Origin of the sequence: Weissella uvarum, assembly GCF_016908785.1 — a bacterium.
Taxonomy (GTDB): Bacteria; Bacillota; Bacilli; order Lactobacillales; family Lactobacillaceae; genus Weissella; species Weissella uvarum.
Genome location: NZ_JAFBEO010000001.1, coordinates 198,915 through 216,377 on the forward strand (window position 1 = coordinate 198,915; position 17,463 = coordinate 216,377).

The 17,463-nt window shown below is 40.8% G+C and carries 7 protein-coding genes; all 7 read right to left on the minus strand.

What is annotated here, in order from left to right:
• Positions 1–14 precede the first annotated feature (14 nt).
• The 7 genes from JOC36_RS01015 to asp1 all read right to left on the minus strand — a co-directional run bounded on the left by JOC36_RS01015 (position 15) and on the right by asp1 (position 17,446).
• On the minus strand, positions 15–1,010 hold the full coding sequence (locus tag JOC36_RS01015; protein WP_205144645.1) for a D-2-hydroxyacid dehydrogenase: 996 nt from the start codon (positions 1,008–1,010) through the stop codon (positions 15–17).
• A gap of 297 nt (positions 1,011–1,307) precedes the next feature.
• Positions 1,308–10,979: a KxYKxGKxW signal peptide domain-containing protein gene (locus tag JOC36_RS01020; protein ID WP_205144646.1), complete on the minus strand. Its 9,672-nt coding sequence runs from the start codon at positions 10,977–10,979 to the stop codon at positions 1,308–1,310.
• A 192-nt stretch (positions 10,980–11,171) separates the two neighbouring features.
• Positions 11,172–12,020, minus strand: coding sequence for a hypothetical protein (locus tag JOC36_RS01025; protein ID WP_205144647.1), 849 nt, complete (start codon positions 12,018–12,020; stop codon positions 11,172–11,174).
• Positions 11,998–13,458, minus strand: coding sequence for a glycosyltransferase (locus JOC36_RS01030; RefSeq protein WP_205144648.1), 1,461 nt, complete (start codon positions 13,456–13,458; stop codon positions 11,998–12,000). Before JOC36_RS01030 ends, JOC36_RS01025 begins: the two co-directional genes overlap by 23 nt.
• A gap of 15 nt (positions 13,459–13,473) precedes the next feature.
• Positions 13,474–14,262 carry an accessory Sec system protein Asp3 gene (asp3, locus tag JOC36_RS01035; RefSeq protein WP_205144649.1) on the minus strand — a complete coding sequence of 263 codons (789 nt, stop codon included), beginning with the start codon at positions 14,260–14,262 and terminating at the stop codon, positions 13,474–13,476.
• 15 nt (positions 14,263–14,277) lie between these two features.
• On the minus strand, positions 14,278–15,861 hold the full coding sequence (gene asp2 / locus JOC36_RS01040; protein ID WP_205144650.1) for an accessory Sec system protein Asp2: 1,584 nt from the start codon (positions 15,859–15,861) through the stop codon (positions 14,278–14,280).
• Positions 15,851–17,446: an accessory Sec system glycosyltransferase Asp1 gene (gene asp1 / locus JOC36_RS01045; protein WP_205144651.1), complete on the minus strand. Its 1,596-nt coding sequence runs from the start codon at positions 17,444–17,446 to the stop codon at positions 15,851–15,853. The genes asp2 and asp1 overlap by 11 nt, the downstream gene beginning before the upstream one ends.
• Between the last annotated feature and the right edge of the window lie 17 nt (positions 17,447–17,463).

A 17,463-nucleotide genomic window follows, 5' to 3' on the forward strand; every position in this document is an offset into this window, starting at 1 on the left:
CCGCAGTCAATATTTTAGTATTCAATCGCGATTGCTGGTGTTTCACCCTTAATAAATGCCAATGAAGCATCCATTGATTGGGTCACCATTTCATAAACCGCCTTAGTTGTATAGAAGGCTGTATGTGGTGTAACCAATACGTTTTCACGATCGATCAAGTCCGCAATCTTTGGATCAGGGAATTCCTTACCTGACCAGTCTTCGTTAAATAGGCCAACTTCGTCTTCATAAACATCCATTGCAAAGTCAGAAATCTTACCAGAGTTCAAACCATCGATAACCGCATCAATATCCATCAAGTTTCCGCGAGAAACATTTACCAAGACAACGCCGTCCTTCATCTTTGAAATGGCATCGGCATTAATCATATGATGATTTTCAGCAACGCCTGGCACATACAATGAAATAGCATCAGCTTGTGCATACAATTCATCTAATGTATCAACATAAAGTCCTTGGGCCTTAATGTCATCATTTTGGAACTTATCATAAGCAATGACCTTCGCACCAAAGCCTTGCAAAATCTTGATTGCCACACGACCAATATTTCCAGTTCCAATTACACCAACTGTTTGCATCCGCATTTCACGGCCGATTGTTGGTGCCCAACGCAAGTCGTGGTTAGCAATCTTACGATCAAGTGCCTTGGTCCGACGTAGCAAACGTGAAAGTTGAATCATTGAGTGTTCAGCAATCGCATTTGGTGAATAAACTGGCACATTTGAAATCTTAAAGTCATAATCACGTGCGGCTGGCAAATCGATATTATCAATTCCAACATTACGCAATGACATCTTATCAATACCTAAGTCATGCAATGCTGAAAGTGTGTCACGTGTGTAATCCAATTGTTGGTACACGTTAACCGCATCAGCTCCCTTAGCAAGCTTAGCTGTCTCTGGATCCAAAAGCTTATCAGTGAACTCCACTTCTACCTCAGGGTGCTTTGCTTCCCATTCCTTCAAAGCAGGTTGTTCATCGTCACGGATGCCATAAGCAAAAATCTTCATGATATATTCCTCCAATATGTGATAATCAGGATTTCCCTGATCAATTAACAAAAATTATTATACTGTGCTCTTGTGAAATAGTCAACAAGATAAAATTGTTTTACCGTTTTTTTATTCCTGTTGTATTTTCACAATCTCATTTTATCACAATTCACTCTACATGAACCAATTACCGTTAAGCCCTTACTTAAGCAATTGTAAACGGATTCGACATTTTGTTTGTGATTGTAAAAAAAAGACCTTGGATATAAAAATCCAAGGTCTTTTATTTGTGAGAAATCATTCTAACAATTGTTTTTAGTCTTCCTCACGCTTACGACGCTTCTTACCAAGTCCAAACAATGTTAATGCTCCAAGCATTGCTGCTCCTAGCACACCCATGTTGGCATCTTCTTCAACTCCGGTATTTGGCAACTTTTCTTGTGCCGATCCTGAAGTTTGTGAAGTTTGGCTCTTTGATGTCTCACTAGCTGAAATCATTGAAGTTGAAGCACTGGCTGATTCACTCATATTTGAGCTTGAGTTTGATGCAACTGCACTAGTTGAACCATTTGATTCACTAGCATTTGAAGTTGAACCAATTCCCTTACCTGCTGCCGCAGACTTTGACGCTGAGGCACTTACTGAGGTTGACGTTGAGGCAGATTCACTTGCCTTACGTGATGAATCAGGTCCATTTGACTTCAACAATGACAATGAAATGCTTGTTGACGTTGAAACGCTCGTTGATGTTGAAACTGACGTGCTTGTTGATGTCGAAGCACTTGCCGACTTAGAAGCCTTCACTGATTGTGACTTCTTTGCGCTTGCGATTTCTGATGCACTCTTCGAACTTGAGTTTGAAGTACTTGTTGACGTTGAAACGCTCGTTGATGTCGAAGCGCTTGCTGACTTAGAAGCCTTCACTGAAAGCGACTTGTTTGCGCTTGCTACTGCTGACGCACTCTTTGAGCTTGAGTTTGAAACGCTCGTTGACGTTGAAACTGATGTGCTCTTTGAGCCTGACTTCGAAACACTCGTTGATGTTGAAACTGATGTGCTCTTTGAAGTTGAAACAGAAACGCTTGTCGACGTTGAAACCGACGTACTCTTTGAAGTTGAAACAGAAATGCTCGTCGACGTTGAAACTGACGTGCTCTTTGAAGTTGAAACAGAAATGCTTGTTGACTTTGATTCTGAAACACTCTTTGAGTTTGAGTTAGATTCGCTAATTGACGTTGATTCTGACACCGACTTTGAGGCTGAAGCTAACTTTGAAGCGTCAGTTTGGCTTTGACTAATCGCAATTGATTGATTAATTGAAGCTTCCGTTGAAGCATTCGTTGAGTCGATTGCGCTTTGTGAAGCCGCACTGTTTTGCTCAGCTTCAGATGCTTGGGCTGAGGCAGAAGCCTTAGTTGAGTTACTCAACTTCTCTGAAAGTTCAGTTGAAGCTTGTTCTGAAGCAGTTGCTGATGCCGATGCATCGCTCTTTGAGTTAGCCTCAGATAGCTCCTTGGAAGCTTGGGCTGAATTTGATTCAGCAATGGCTTCTGAAGCAACCTTCGATTCAGCATCTGGATCAGTTGTGTTTGAAGCAGCTGAATTTGAATCAGAAATACTCTTCACAATTGAGTCCTTTTCAGAAGCTGTTTGTGAAGCTTGAACAGATTCTGATTGAAGTGATTCTGAGATTGAATTTAGCTTACTCAATGAATTAATTTCACTAGCTTCGGTAGAAGCTGAAGCTTCAGCAGATTGACTCGCATCACTGACACTCTTGTTGATTGAATCAAGCTTTGAAGCGCTCTCTGATTCTGAGGCATTCGTCGATGCTTCAGCAGAACGACTTGCATCGGTCACACTATCAACAACAGACGTACTATCACTGATTGACTTATTGATTGAATCAATAATTGAGTCAGTCGTTGATTGAGAAGATGGATTAGTGTTTGATTCCGTATTTGAACGTGATTGTTCAAGCGAAGCAGCGACACTATCTTCTGAAGTCTTACGTGAAGTCGATGCTTCAACTGACTTTTCAACTGAAGCAGTTTCTGAAGCTTGGGCTGATTCAGACGCAGCCTTATTTGATTCAGATGTTGCCTTCGACTCAGCTGCTGAAGTTGTTTGAGAAGCTTCCGTTGAAGCTTCCGCAGAAGTTGACTTTTCAACAAGTGAATCAACGATTGATTGCATGTCTGATTGTGACTTTGCAATTGAAGTTTGGACTGAATTTGAATCAGAAACACTGGTTGATTCTGAATCAGAAATACTCTTGCCCGTTGAATCTAGATTTTCAAGACTGGTTGATTCTGAAATGCTCTTTGAAATTGAATCAGAAAGACTTGTTGAAGTTGATTCTGACAAACTCTTTGAAGTTGATCCAGAAACACTGGTTGAAATTGATACTGACAGGCTCTTGGCAATTGAATCAGAAACACTAGTTACAATTGAATTAGAAGCACTGACTGACTTTGATCCAGAAACACTAATTGATTGTTCAATTGAGTGTGACTCAGCCTTTGAAGCAGAAGCCAAATTTGAAGCTTCGCTGAGACTCTCACTAACTGATGTTGATTTTACTTCTGAAGCTTGTTCTGAAGCATTTGTTGAATCAATCACACTTTGTGAGGCGCGACTATTCTGTTCAGAAATTGATGTTTGCACTGAAGCTGACGTCTTGGTTGAGTTACTCAACTTCTCTGAAAGCTCAGTTGAAGCTTGTTCTGAAGCAGTTGCTGATGCCGATGCATCACTCTTTGAGTTTGCCTCTGATAGCTCCTTTGAAGCTTGGGCTGAATTTGACTCAGCGATGGCTTCTGAAGCAACCTTTGACTCAGCGTCTGGATCAGTTGTATTTGATGCAGCTGAATTTGAATCAGAAATACTCTTCACAATTGAATCTTCAGCTGACGTTGAGATTGAAGCTTGCACAGACTCTGATGTCAATGAATCTGAAAGTGAAGCAGCATCACTCACTGAAGCATTCTCGCTAGCTTCAGTAGAAGCTGAAGCAGCAGCAGATTGGCTTGCGTCACTCACACTCTTGTTTGTCGAATCAGCCTTTGAAGCACTTTCAGATGCTGAGGCATTTGTTGAAGCTTCGGCTGATTGACTGGCATCAGAAATACTATCAACAATTGACGTACTCTCGCTGATTGACTTATTTGTTGAATCAACAATTGAAGCTGCCGTTGATTCAGAGGATGGATTTGTGACTGATTCTGTGTTTGAACGTGATTGTTCAAGTGAAGCAGCAACACTATCCTCTGAAGTCTTACGTGATGTTGAGGCTTCGATTGACTTTTCGACAGAAGCTGTTTCAGAAGCTTGCGCAGATTCTGAGGCCGCCTTGTTTGATTCAGATGTTGCCTTTGAATCGGCTACTGAAGCATTTTGAGAAGCTTCGGTTGAAGCTTGCACTGAATTTGCATCACTTGCTAATGAATCAGCAATTGACGCTGACTTAGTAATTGATGCTTCAGTTGAAGACTTTCTTGAATCAGAAATTGACGTTGAATCCGATTCTGAAATTGAAGTCTTAAGTGAACTATTGACTGAATCTAACAATGAGTTTGATGCAGAAATAGAGGCATCCAAAGACTTCTCAATCGAAGTTGACGCTAGCTTTGAAGCTTCTTCTGAAGCCGCTGTTGAATCTAGGGCTGACTTAGAAGCAGCATCATTTGAATCCTTAATGCTTTGTGACAAAGTAATTGAAGCTTCAACTGATTCTGATTGTTGCTTTGAAAGTGAAGCCACTTCTGATTCGCTCTCAGCAATAACACGCTTTGATTCTGAAACAGAATCAGATAGTGATGTACTTGTTGAAATTGACGCTTCAACTGAACGGCTATCATCATCTGATTGCGAAGCCATTGATAGTGACATCCGATCAGATTCTGACGTTGAAGCCGAAGCACTATCAGAAGCAATTGAGGCACTCAATCGAATGCTTGCACTAACTGAAGTGTGTTCACTCAAAATCGTTGACAATGATGCTGACGCACTCTTTGAGGCATTAACAGCACTTTCATTTTCAGACAGTGATTGTGACTTTGAAGCGCTGTCAGAGGCCTTTGTTGATGCTGACGCACTGGCTGATGCCTCAGAAACGCTATCCATCACAGATTGTGACTTTACATTTGAAGCTGCTTGTGAAGCTTGCGTTGAAGCACTAGCTGAATCACTTAAGCTCTTGTCATTTGAATCAGGTGTCTTTGACTTCGAATCACGTTCAGAAATTGACGTTGATAGTGAAGCTGAGGCCGATTCACTGATATTAACATTACTATCAGCTCGGCTCTTTGAAGCTTGCGTACTCTCTGAATCGGCCTTAGAAGCTGAGACACTTTCTGAAGTTTCAGCAAGACTCTCTTGATGTGATTCAGAAATTGAAGCACTGACTGAGTTAGATAGATCAGTTGAAGCTGAAGCACTTTCTGATTCTGCAGAAATACTATCTTGAATTGACTTCATCGTGCTCTTTGAAGCATTTTCTGAATCTAACTTTGATTGTGAAGCACTTTGCGATGCATTACTTGCTGACAACGTATTTGAACGTGAATCAGCTGCTGATTGTGATTCAACTGCACGTGAACTCTCTTGCGAAGCTGACTTCTCAGTTGAAGCAGCTTCTGACTTACTCAATGACGTTGCTGCACTCTCAGATGCAGTACTTTGTGAAGCAGCAGTTGAAGCGCTCTTTGAAATTGAAACACTAGTTGAGAGTGACTTTTCAAGTGATGCACTGACTGATGCTGAAGTGTCGCTTTCTGAAATCGCCTTAGATGCAGAATCTGAAGCACTCTTTGAAATTGAAGCTGAAGCACTATCAGAAGCAGCACTCAAACTAGTACTCAATGATGCTGAATTAACAAGTGAAAGACTTGTTGACGCCTCAGTTGAGTTAGATGCTGCCGTTGAGTCAGCCTTATTCGTTGAATCTGCTGACTTTGAAGCATCTTGTGAGGCTTGTGCTGAATTACTCAATTCATTTGAAACTGAAATTGAGTCAGCAGTCGAAGCGCTTGTTGATGCATCAGATGTTGAACGTGAACTTGCCGTTGAATCAGCCTTAGAATTCTTAGCAGATGTTGATTCTGAGGTAGCCTTAGAAGCCAAGTCAGATGCTGCGTTTGAATTTGAATCCGTAATTACTGATATTGAATCCGAGAAGCTCTTTGAGCTTGAGGCGCTCGTTGACAATGATGTTGACGCCTTCGCAGATTGTGAAGCATCCTCAGCACTAATTGAAGCTGACTTACTCTTTGAAGCCACAGCACTAGCGGCATCTGAGATAGATGCACTTGCAGAGGCACTTGCATCACTGACACTCTTCACATCTGAAGCTGACTTTGAAGCACTCTTTGAAGCTGAATCTACAGTCGAAGCATTCGCTGAAGCACTCGCATCAGAAACACTATTGGCCAATGAATCACTCGTACTAATTGATTGGTTCATTGAGTCAACAGTTGATTGAGCATCTGATTCTGATGAAGGATCTGTTGTTGATTCAGTATTTGAACGTGACGTTTCAAGTGACGCTGCAACACTGTCTTCAGAATCCTTACGAGAGTTTGAAGCTGAAATTGATTGCTTAACCGATGCACTCGCAGCCTCACTTGCTGAAATTGAAGCACTTTCAGCTGATTGACTATCGCTGACTGAAGTTGAAACAGAATTTGCTTGAGACGTTGCCTTTGAATCAGCAGCAGAATTTGATTCACTTTCATTAGCAGCTGACAATGACGCTGACTTAGCAATTGAAGCTGAATCCGATGCAGATTGTGACGCAACCAATAATGTTGAAGCTGATTCTGAAAGCGAACGTGATACTGACCGTGAATTTACAGAATCAAAGATTGATTGTGACAAACTCTCCGACTTCTCAATTGAACTGTTAAGTGAGTCTTCAAGTGATGTTGACTTACTCTTTGAATCCAATAATGACTCGCTTAGCGAAGCTGAAGCTGACTTTGATGCAGCCTCTGAAGCAGCCGTTGAATCTAGGGCTGAAGTTGATGCCGCATCATTCGAATCCTTAATACTTTGTGACAAAGTGATTGATGCTTCAACCGATTCTGATTGTTGCTTTAAAAGTGAAGCCGCTTCTGATTCGCTTTCAGCAATCACACGTTTTGATTCTGAAACAGAATCAGATAGTGATGTACTTGTTGAAATTGAAGCGTCAATTGAACGACTTTCATCATCTGATTGTGAAGCAGTTGAGGCCGATACACTATCTGACAATGAAGTTGAAACAGAGGCACTATCTGAAGCAATCGATGTGCTCAATGAAATACTTGAGCTCTTTGAAGTTTGTTGACTCAACAAACCTGACAATGATGCTGAAGCACTCTTTGAAGCATCAACTGCACTTTCATTTTCAGAAATTGACTTTGAAGTTGACGCACTGGCCGAATTCTTAGTCGATGCTGAAGCACTCAATGATTCTTGAGATACACTTTCAAGTACTGATTGAGACTTTTCGGTTGAGGCCGCCTGTGAAGCTTGCGTTGAAGCGCTCGCTGACTTACTCAATGATGAGTCATTAGAACTTGGTGTCTTTGACTTTGAATCGCGTTCTGAATCAGATGTTGAAATTGAAGCAGAAATTGACGCACTTGTATCACTAATGCTGTCGCCTTGACTCTTCGAAGCGCGTGTACTCTCTGAATCAGACTTTGAAGCTGAGACACTATTAGAAATATCTGACAAGCTATCTTGTTTTGATTCAGAAATTGAAGCACTTACTGAATCAGATACATTTGTAGAATCCGAAGCTTGATTTGACGCATCAGAAATGCTGTCTTGAATTGATTGACTTGCGCTAATTGAAGCATTTTCAGAATCTAACTTTGATTGTGAAGCACTTTGTGAGTCATTGCTTGCTGACAACGTATTGGCACGTGATTCAGCGGCTGATTCTGATGTAGCATCACGTGAAGTTGATTGTGATTCAGATTTTTCAATTGAGGCCGCTTCTGATTCACTCAATGAAACTGATGCGCTGGCTGCGGCATCGCTCTTTGAGTTTGCAATATCCTCACTCTTTGACTTTGATTCACTTTCAGAAGTTGCCTTTGAAGCTGAAGCACTTTCTGACGCAGCACTCAAACTATCCATCCGTGACTTATTTTCATAGTAAGGTTCGTACTTACTAATAATTGATCCGGATGTCGAAGTTGATGTTGATGCTGACGTATCTTTATTGCTTTGAACAATTGACGCTGAAGTTGAATTACTATCAGACGTTGATGTTGAATGCGATGCATCAACTGACTTATAAACATCAGATACTGATGTTGAAAGTGAATCAGACACTGAAGGACGTTCTGCTAATGATGTGCTTTGTGAACTTCGAACTGACTCCATGCGCTTAATTGAATTAGAAGCAACTTGAGAATCGTAAGCGCTTGGATTTAAGATTCGCCAAGGCAAATTATCATAATCACTTTGGCTTTGCGCTGAATCATATTTAGAAAGACTCGTTGAGCGTGACAAAGACTGTGACGTACTACCAGAGTAAATACTATCTTCAATTGACTTTGAAGCTGAAGCTGATTGTGAATCAGCGACTGACTTTGACGTTGATGCTGAAGCTTCCAATGAAGTTAACAATGACTGGCTTCGCGAAGTATTATTAGAATCATTCAAAGATTGGTTTGCTGATAATGAAGCTGCAGTTGAGCTATCAAGATCAGCTGTACTTTGTGATTGTGAAGCTTCAACGCTAGCATCAACCAATGACTTCGAAATTGAATAACTTTCGGCAGTCTGTGACTGTGAAATTGAGAAGCTTTCTGAATCTGAAATTGATACGGCTTCAGAAAGTGACTTACTCTTTGGTGCACTATCAACGTACTTATCTGACAATGAAGCAGAATTTGAATCTGAAATACTCTTTGAATCTGAGGCACTTGCCGCACTGTTAGCTGACAATGAGGCACTAACTGAATCATCCAATGACTTCTTCAATTCTGAATTAACTTGTAGATTAAGGAAACCAGATTTAACAGCATTTGAAATACTAGTTGAAACTGACTTTGATGCAGCCGTTGATTGTTGAAGGGCAGTACTTACACTCGTTGATGTTGACTTACTCTCAGAAGTTGAAGCAGTCGAAGCTGACTTACTTGCAGTCGAAGCTGACGTTGACTCTGAACGTGAAGTACTTGTTGACGTAAGTCCATCCGTAATGCTCTTAGCCAGTGATTCTGCCGTTGCATTTGCTGTAGATGTTGAAGCAGACTTACTTGCTGATGTCGAAGCAGTTGAAATTGACTTGCTTGCTGAATCACTTTGTGACTTGTTTTGTGAATCAAGAATTGACGCACTCTTAGACACACTACTCCAGTTCTTTTCAGCAACGTCATTCCAATCAGAAACACTAATTGAGAATGAAACTGAGGCTGAGGCTGAATCAGTTAAGCTCTTTGAAAGTGACGCATCTAATGATTCTTGCGTCTCAGAGAAGCTTTGGAGTGAATCGGATCCAAATGATTCACTGTTTTGAGCCATGCTGTAACTCGTGGCCATACTATTTGAAATTGAGACATCTTGTGACTCAATCAAACTAGTAGAAGCGGATTGTGATAGTGAATCATAATCCTTAACAACTAGCGCACCTTGTACATCAGAATACTCGTAACTATTTCCAGTTCCAATTGTTGATTCATAAGCACCAGCAAGTAATTGAACTGCCCCACTAATTGATGGATAATCAGCAGAAATTCGATCAGCAATCGCTTGGATTAGACCCTTTGAACTAACACCGGCTTGGAAGTAAACAGTGTCACCTTCCTTAAAACCGTAATCAGATGGGTTAAATGGCACACTGGTCTCACCAGTAGAAGCACCCGCTAAGGCTTCAGATGAGCCGGGAACTTCTTGCCAAGCTCCTTGTCCATTGTTAGCATTTGGATTCCAGAAGTACAATGTTCCATCCATACGACCAAATGAACTGAAGAATCCTTGATTAAGCGTCACTTTAATTGTTCCAGTGGTACTGTCATAGATATAAGTCGTGGCTGAAAGAATGTCACCCACACTGGTTGACAAACCTAATTGTGACAAGCTGGTACCAAATGGCTTTAGCAATGCATCGACTCCACTCAAGAAGATGTTTCCTTGTCCTGAATCAACTCCTGAATCTACATTAGCTTGATGCCCCGGCGTAGAAGTCGAAGGTGGTACGGTTGCCTTTGTTGTAGCTTTAACCATGGCCTTACGGGTCTTTGTGGTCAAACTAGCATATTTCTTTGAATTTGAAATAGAGGTTGATGTTGAAGCCTTAATGCTATCTGCAACACTTTGTGACTTACTCATTGAACCATCAACAAAAGCCTTTGAAATTGAAGCAGATGTCCTAGTGCTGTCAGCAATTGAGGCACTTGATGAAGCGCTCGCATTCTTAGCTAAGCTTGTTGAAGCACTAATTGAGACACTAGCATTATCTTCAACACTGGCACTTGATGTGCTATTTGAGGCTACATCCGTGCTTGTCTCAGATTGACTTGCCATTGAGGCACTTTGTGTTGATTGACTGGCGGATGAACCATCTGTCTTACTCTCAGAATTTGTTGAAGTTGCACTCGTTGAAGTCTTCGAATCAGATTGACTTGTTGAAGTTTCACTATTTGAAGCTGACTTCGTAGAAGTTGACTCCGAACTAGTTGATTCAGATGTAGTTGATGTTGAAGTTGAGGCTTGCGCATCACTTTCATCAATAGCATTTGAATCAGCAGCTGGAATCGTCGCCGTATCAGTATTAGCCAAGACGCTTTGGTCATCCACCTCAACTGTCTTTGAATTTGTCGTGTCAGCGAACGCACCTGCGCCACCAAGGAAGAAACTTCCCACCACACCACTAATTGAAGCTGTACCAGAAACTAACCATTGCTTTCCGGCTTTAAACATACGATACCGAACTTTCTTATTATTATCGAAAATTTCGGAACGGCGGTTCGGATTAAACCTGCTCATACACACTCTCCTTTTTTTGATTCTACCCATTTTCGAATCATTTTTTTATAAATATAAAAAATAGTACATAGACCAATGTAATGGTATATGTACTATATTTTAAAATAAAACGATTAAAAAAACCACATTTTTATCATAATATTTAATTGTAAGGTCATTAATCTGTAAGCCTTATGGATTGCACATTACAAATCAAATGACAGAAACCTTATTTAATGGCATCTTTGCTTGCTTCAAAGCCTGATAACCTTCTTGGTCGACCAGCACTTCATTAATACTCTTTAATTTATCTTGTAAAATTAAAGCCAGATTACCACGAACAAGACCATTTTCATCTAAAACAGATTCACTCATTTGCAAGATATTATGAGATTTTGCATTACGCAATGCCGTCATCTCAATCCCCATGTAGTGAATTGTGACTGTATCGTCGGCTGTGACCATTTCTGCAACTTGGTCAATCAAAAAATCATCTAGAGTGGCATAGTCTTTAATCACTTTATGCGTCTTAGGATCTTCAATTGTAATGTAATTAATCACACCATCATAAAAGTAATATCGTAAAATACCTTCTTCATGATTATTGAAGAAAACAATCTCTTGTAAAACATCTTCTGAATAGAACAAATTACTAAACTTATTCCCATCACTAGCAAATTCTTCAATGAAATCAAGTGTGCCGTCTAAGTTCGTATAGCGGATGTCTTGCACAGCCCTCCGTGTGTTTGGGAAAAGGTATTCTCGCGCAATTTGATCACCTTGATTCAAAACAACGATACTACCATCGCTATTCATGTTAATTTTAGACCAAGTTGGTACTGGTACATCATTAAAGAAACGATATTGATCGGCTTGATACGTACGACCAGTAATTTTATCGATGATATTCACCCCATCAACGCCTTGTTCTTGCAAGATACCATAAAAATTAGGTGTTGCCGTTAACGTAATCACCTGACCATTATTTTTAGCTAAATTAGCTTTTGCGTTATCCCACGCTTCAGTGCCTGGGGCAATATTATTTACTAGTTCGTAATCCATCGATTAACTCCTTCCACTTCTCGGCTGTCACATGGTTTTGGAATGGCTCAACTGACTTTTGAGTACCTTCCTTAAGTTCCTTGTAATCAGCAGCTAGCAAACGCTCTAATCCTTCATAAATTTGGTCAACATCATAATCTTCATCGTCACGCTTGAGATCTTGCAAGAATCCGTTCACCCCATCTTGCACTAATTCTTGCGCTCCAAAACGCGCATCGAAAGTTACAACCGGCAACGCGGCATTCAAAGCTTCGATATATGTTAAGCCAAAGCCTTCTGACCAAGAGGTTGAAATGAACGCATCATATTTAGGATAGATATTCTCAAGATCGTTTGAAAGTCCCTTCATTGAAATGTAATCTTCGGCCCCAACTTCTTTGATGGTATCTTCGATTTCTTTCTTCTTTTCACCTTGACCATAGATATCAAAAATAACATCGTGTCCGGCATCATGTAATTTTGCAACCGCCTTAACGGCAATATCAACGTGCTTCTCGGCAGCGAGACGTGAAGCAGTAATCAAGCGCATTGGCTTATGCATCTTCGTTGTTTGAATCTTTTTACTATCATCACTAACCCCACCAACTGGAATTGCAACAATCTTGTCCGCATCATTTGGGAAATCAACCAACATATCCTCACGTTGCCGCTTGGTAGCCGTAATGACCTTATCCACTGCATCCATATGCTCCATCATATATTCGTAATGGTCATTCCAAAGTGGATACTTTTTATCGTCACGATTAGCTAATTGATCAGCATGGACGATATAGATAATCTTTGAGTTTGGAATCCGGTGTTGCATCAAAACATCATCAGCAAATTCACCGCGATCAATAATGAAGTTACTTTGTCCACCAAAAGCAGCATCAAGTTGTTCGAAGAAGTAACGGTGCAAACCTTCCAAATTACGGAAAAACATGTGTTGTCCATCTTGATTGAACAAGTGAATATTCGAAATGACTGACTTACGATGTGGATCATCAATTACTTCAAACATCACCTTTCGTTCACCAGTTTTGGCATTATACATTTCTGTCCGATACCGTGATACTTGTAAGATATTGTTATCAGGCTTGTGCTTATCAGGCCCCTTTACAAAGTGTTCCACATAGCGAATCCCTGAATCGGTTGTTGCTTCACGCTTCCGATGTGTATTCGTCTTATCAATCACCAATTCGCCTTCATCAGGCTTTTGACGCTTGGCCAAACCTTTGGTTAGATAATCGCCACCCAAAACTAAGTATTCCCATAAATTAATAATTTGATTATCCTTTAAATGCCAGTTATCGGCAGCTTTATGTAATTCGGGGACAAAACTCAAAAAAATGTAACGATAAGGCAATCCCGCTTGATCGAACCGATCAGCTCGATAAAATTGTGCGTGTTCTACACCGGAATTTCCCATCCCCATCGCTTGATTAATAAAGAAATTCATATCTCTTCCTACTTTCTATTCTACTTGTGTTTCTTTTAATAGCGGCTCAAATAACATTAGTACATGCTTCATAGCTGGCCCAATTCCTTGGACTTCAACTTGAATAGCAGCATCCCAACTCGTTTTAAAGTGATGAATCAGTTCCTTTAAATATGCCTCAAGTTGATCATCCGAACGCATATAACGGCTTGGTAATAAAACATTATAGATGGCATCAAATTTTGAATCAATATATCCTACATCGAGCGGTTCGTGTTGCCTTTGAAAAATCAGCTTAATTGTTTGCGGCGAAGCAACTCCACGTCGCTCGAGCGCGAGTGTATTTAATCCATCATTCTTTACAATAGCATACTTTTTCCAACAATCACTTGGCAAAAGCAATAACCAATTGAAAGTTAGTGCTGTATTATTAAACCGCACTAAATCAATTCGATAATCGACCGTGCCTTCTGGATAGACAAAATCAGCTTCCCGTTCTGTAAACACTAGGTGTTCAATCATGGTGCCAGTCCGATCAAAGAAATCCAAGGTTAACCCAATTGAATCTTGCGGTGTAGCATCAGCTGACAACACGAAATGATATGCGCGGCCTGGTTGCAAAGATGGTAAGACAACGCTTGCACGGACACCCTGGTCACCTGCTGTATTTCCCGACATATTCCGCCAGCTGTAAATCGCTTGCCCAACTGGATGTAACTCATTCTTAAAATGAACCGCGCCATTTAAATCTTTTTGGATTCTTGAACCATATGTGTAGGCATTCGCCGAGTTGGTCTCCCAAGTAAAAATATAAACTTCGTCCATGTTAAGCTCCTCTGATTATTCCTGATAGGCTTGGTTAACCTGGTTCAAATGGTATTTAAACCATTGCGCCACATCGGCCGTATTATCATTATGTCGACCTTCAAAACCTTTAGATAAAATACGAGCCTGCTCATAGCGTTTTTTAACACTCGCTTGGATGCGTCCAAAGGCTTTATCATCATAATCATCTTGTTCCATATAGGCTAGCGCAAAAGTCGTATCGTTAAAATCACCTTGATTAAAGACGCGCCAAAAGCGTTGGTTTAAACGTTCACTCGCTTCATCAGACAAATCGCCTTCATAATAAAGTTGGATATCTTCTCCGGTATGAAAATCAACCGGCCGTTTAATCCGACCATTTTGAGCAATATCACCTAAATTGGTTAATGGTTTTCCAACGACAATCGCCTTTGGATTCAGTTTAGCACCGTAATACAAGGCCCCAAATGTCCCCATCGACATCCCTGCCAAAACCACATCGTGTCGATTAAAACCGAGCAAATCTAATTTTTCTTGAATAACTTGCACTAATGTTTGTTCAAAATTCTCATCACCCATATAGAAAGCGCCACCTTCTAACCGTTCATCAGCAACCAACATATAAGGCTTCCCTGAAGATTGCATCATCCGGTTACCTTCAAAACCTTCCTTGGTTCGCCAACCAGAAAAATAAACATTCAAAGGTGGTTGCATGTCACCTGGGTCAAAATAATACGCAATATCATCGTGCAACTTGCCATTGATAATCCGTTGACCGTTTAACATAAACGTTCCAAAGTCACCACGGGAACGCCGGGTATGCATATTACCAAGCCGCACCCGTCCATGCCCTTTCGCATAAACCAAAACTTGGAAAATATAACCCGTTGCACCACCTGGCACATCTAAACCGGCAATAATATCATCACCAACGGCTTCCAAACTTTCCTCAATCTCATGATCATTCAAACGAATTTTGTTAACTTTCAATTTAAGCGTCACAGTTGGGTCCAGCAATGCATACTCTAAATTAATATGATCTACCAAGTATGGTGGCACATAGTTAGATTGATCTGCCCCTGCATCATGGTAAGCCATGATGTGCCAGTCATCATCAAAATCAACGGTATATTCCGTGTAAACATTTCCAAATCGCTCTACCGGTTGCGTAATCCCTACGCCAGCCCGAAAGTTAACGCTATTCGAACGATAACCATCCGAACCGATAAAGAAATAACACCGCAACTCCATGGCCAACCGATTCACATCTTGGAAATCAAACGCAAAAGCACCCTTAAAGTCCAATAATGCTTGTACTTCATCAGATAGTACCAATTCTGGTAAATATAAAATTTGGTTAGCAGGTAAGCGTCGCAGCATGCCAAGATTTGTTAACCAAGGAAAATCTGCATCAATTAGAAAAATTGCATTAGCAAATTGTCGGTTAAGTCGCCCCGTCTTAGGGTTCAATAACATTTTTTCAGGAAAAACTTCCAAATTTTCATCAGTTGGCGCTGCCGTACAGAAAATATAAACAAAATCAGGACCTAATAGTGTTTCATCTAGTTCTAAACGTTGTTGTCCAATGTGAATGATTGGCGTTTGTTTTTTACTGGCCATCGTGCATCACCTCTTCCCACGCATGCACCAAAACAGTTTCAGAGTATTGGTCAATTTTTTCAACATTTGTCACAACCGCCTGGTTCCAATGCTGCATATTTGATAAGAAATAATCCATTGCGGGAACAACTTCATCAATATCGCTCACCGTAACCCCATTGACCCAATTTTCAATCAATTCATTCTCCCCCATAACAATTTGAGGAATTCCAGCACTGACCGCTAACATCTGGGTCCTTTGATCAGTAATTGCATGCAAATCAATATAAAGTCGCGCCACATGTAAAATATCTTGTTGCTCATCTTCGGGCCTTTGCACAACGAAGTTAATCCGCTGTCGCATCTGATAAGCCGCCACAAATTTTTCTTGTTCATCTTCATCAATCAAAGGTTCATCATCTGATTCAGTTTGTGCGTCTAAGAAATCCAGCATTTCAGCTTCCGTTAAATCATCAAATTTTTCAAAAGCCGCTTCAAACCGTTGATAATGTTCACTCGAAAAGTTGACGGCATAATATTGACCAATCCAGGCTAATATTTTAGCCTGGAAGGCTGACGTTGCCACATCAACTGTTTCAAAATCAATTTCAAAGACTAAGCGATCATCGTCAGCAACCATCTGGCAAATCGTTTCAATAAAAACGCGTTCCTTTTGCTCAGCATAAGTGGCATAACGCAGATACACAATCGTCTGAGCTTGCTCGTTACTAGTCCCTAAATCAAGCGTTGTTGGATATTGTGCCAACACGTGACTTGTTTGTTCAAGCGGCTGTTGCTCCGTTAAGGCATCTTGCGCCTGTTGACTTGGAAAAATTAATTCAGCCTGAGCTGGCAAAGGCTGTGTGACATCAATCCCTGCTTGCATCAAGATCAAAAACTTCTTTAAACGCCCTCGCGGCTGATTGTTTAACCACTTTAGGGCCGGATGGTTCATATCCGCAATTAAGGTCCGATGGTTAGTTTGCGCATCCAAATATAAATTAACCTGCTCTGCAATTAGTTTATCCAGATTTGGATACTGCACTTGTACAAAGCGTGCTTGGTGCGCTTTAGCAATATCAACTTTCCCATCTGCATGCTGCGTCATCACAGTTTCCCCGGCTGGTGTATACCAAGTTTTTTCTAACGGCGTACCATCAGCTGCCATATGCTCTTGATATGATAAAAAGCCACGATCATCATAGTACTGCACTAATTGGCCACCATCTGATAAAAAGACTTCGACAGTTGTCACAAATTGACGTTCTTTAAGTCGTACGTGGCAAACTTTACGTCCCTGTTGATCATAATAGTAGGTTTCCGCATCATTCATAAAGGGTTCGTATTCTGCCATATCCATAATGTCACGAACCATGACTGGTTTTAATTGGCGAATCTCCACTTGTTGAATAACATCAAAAACATTCCACCAATCTAATTGTTCCAAATGTGCTTGCCGCAACATCCAGCGCAATTCAGGCTGTTCATCGACAAAAACTAATTGATTAGGTAGCGCATTGTCTTCAAACATGTCGGCAACCACTATCGCCGGGTCAAACTCTGGTCGACTAGTGGTTTGGTCAAAGTTTGGTATTAACAGTGCCATTCCAGGTCTCCTTTCTA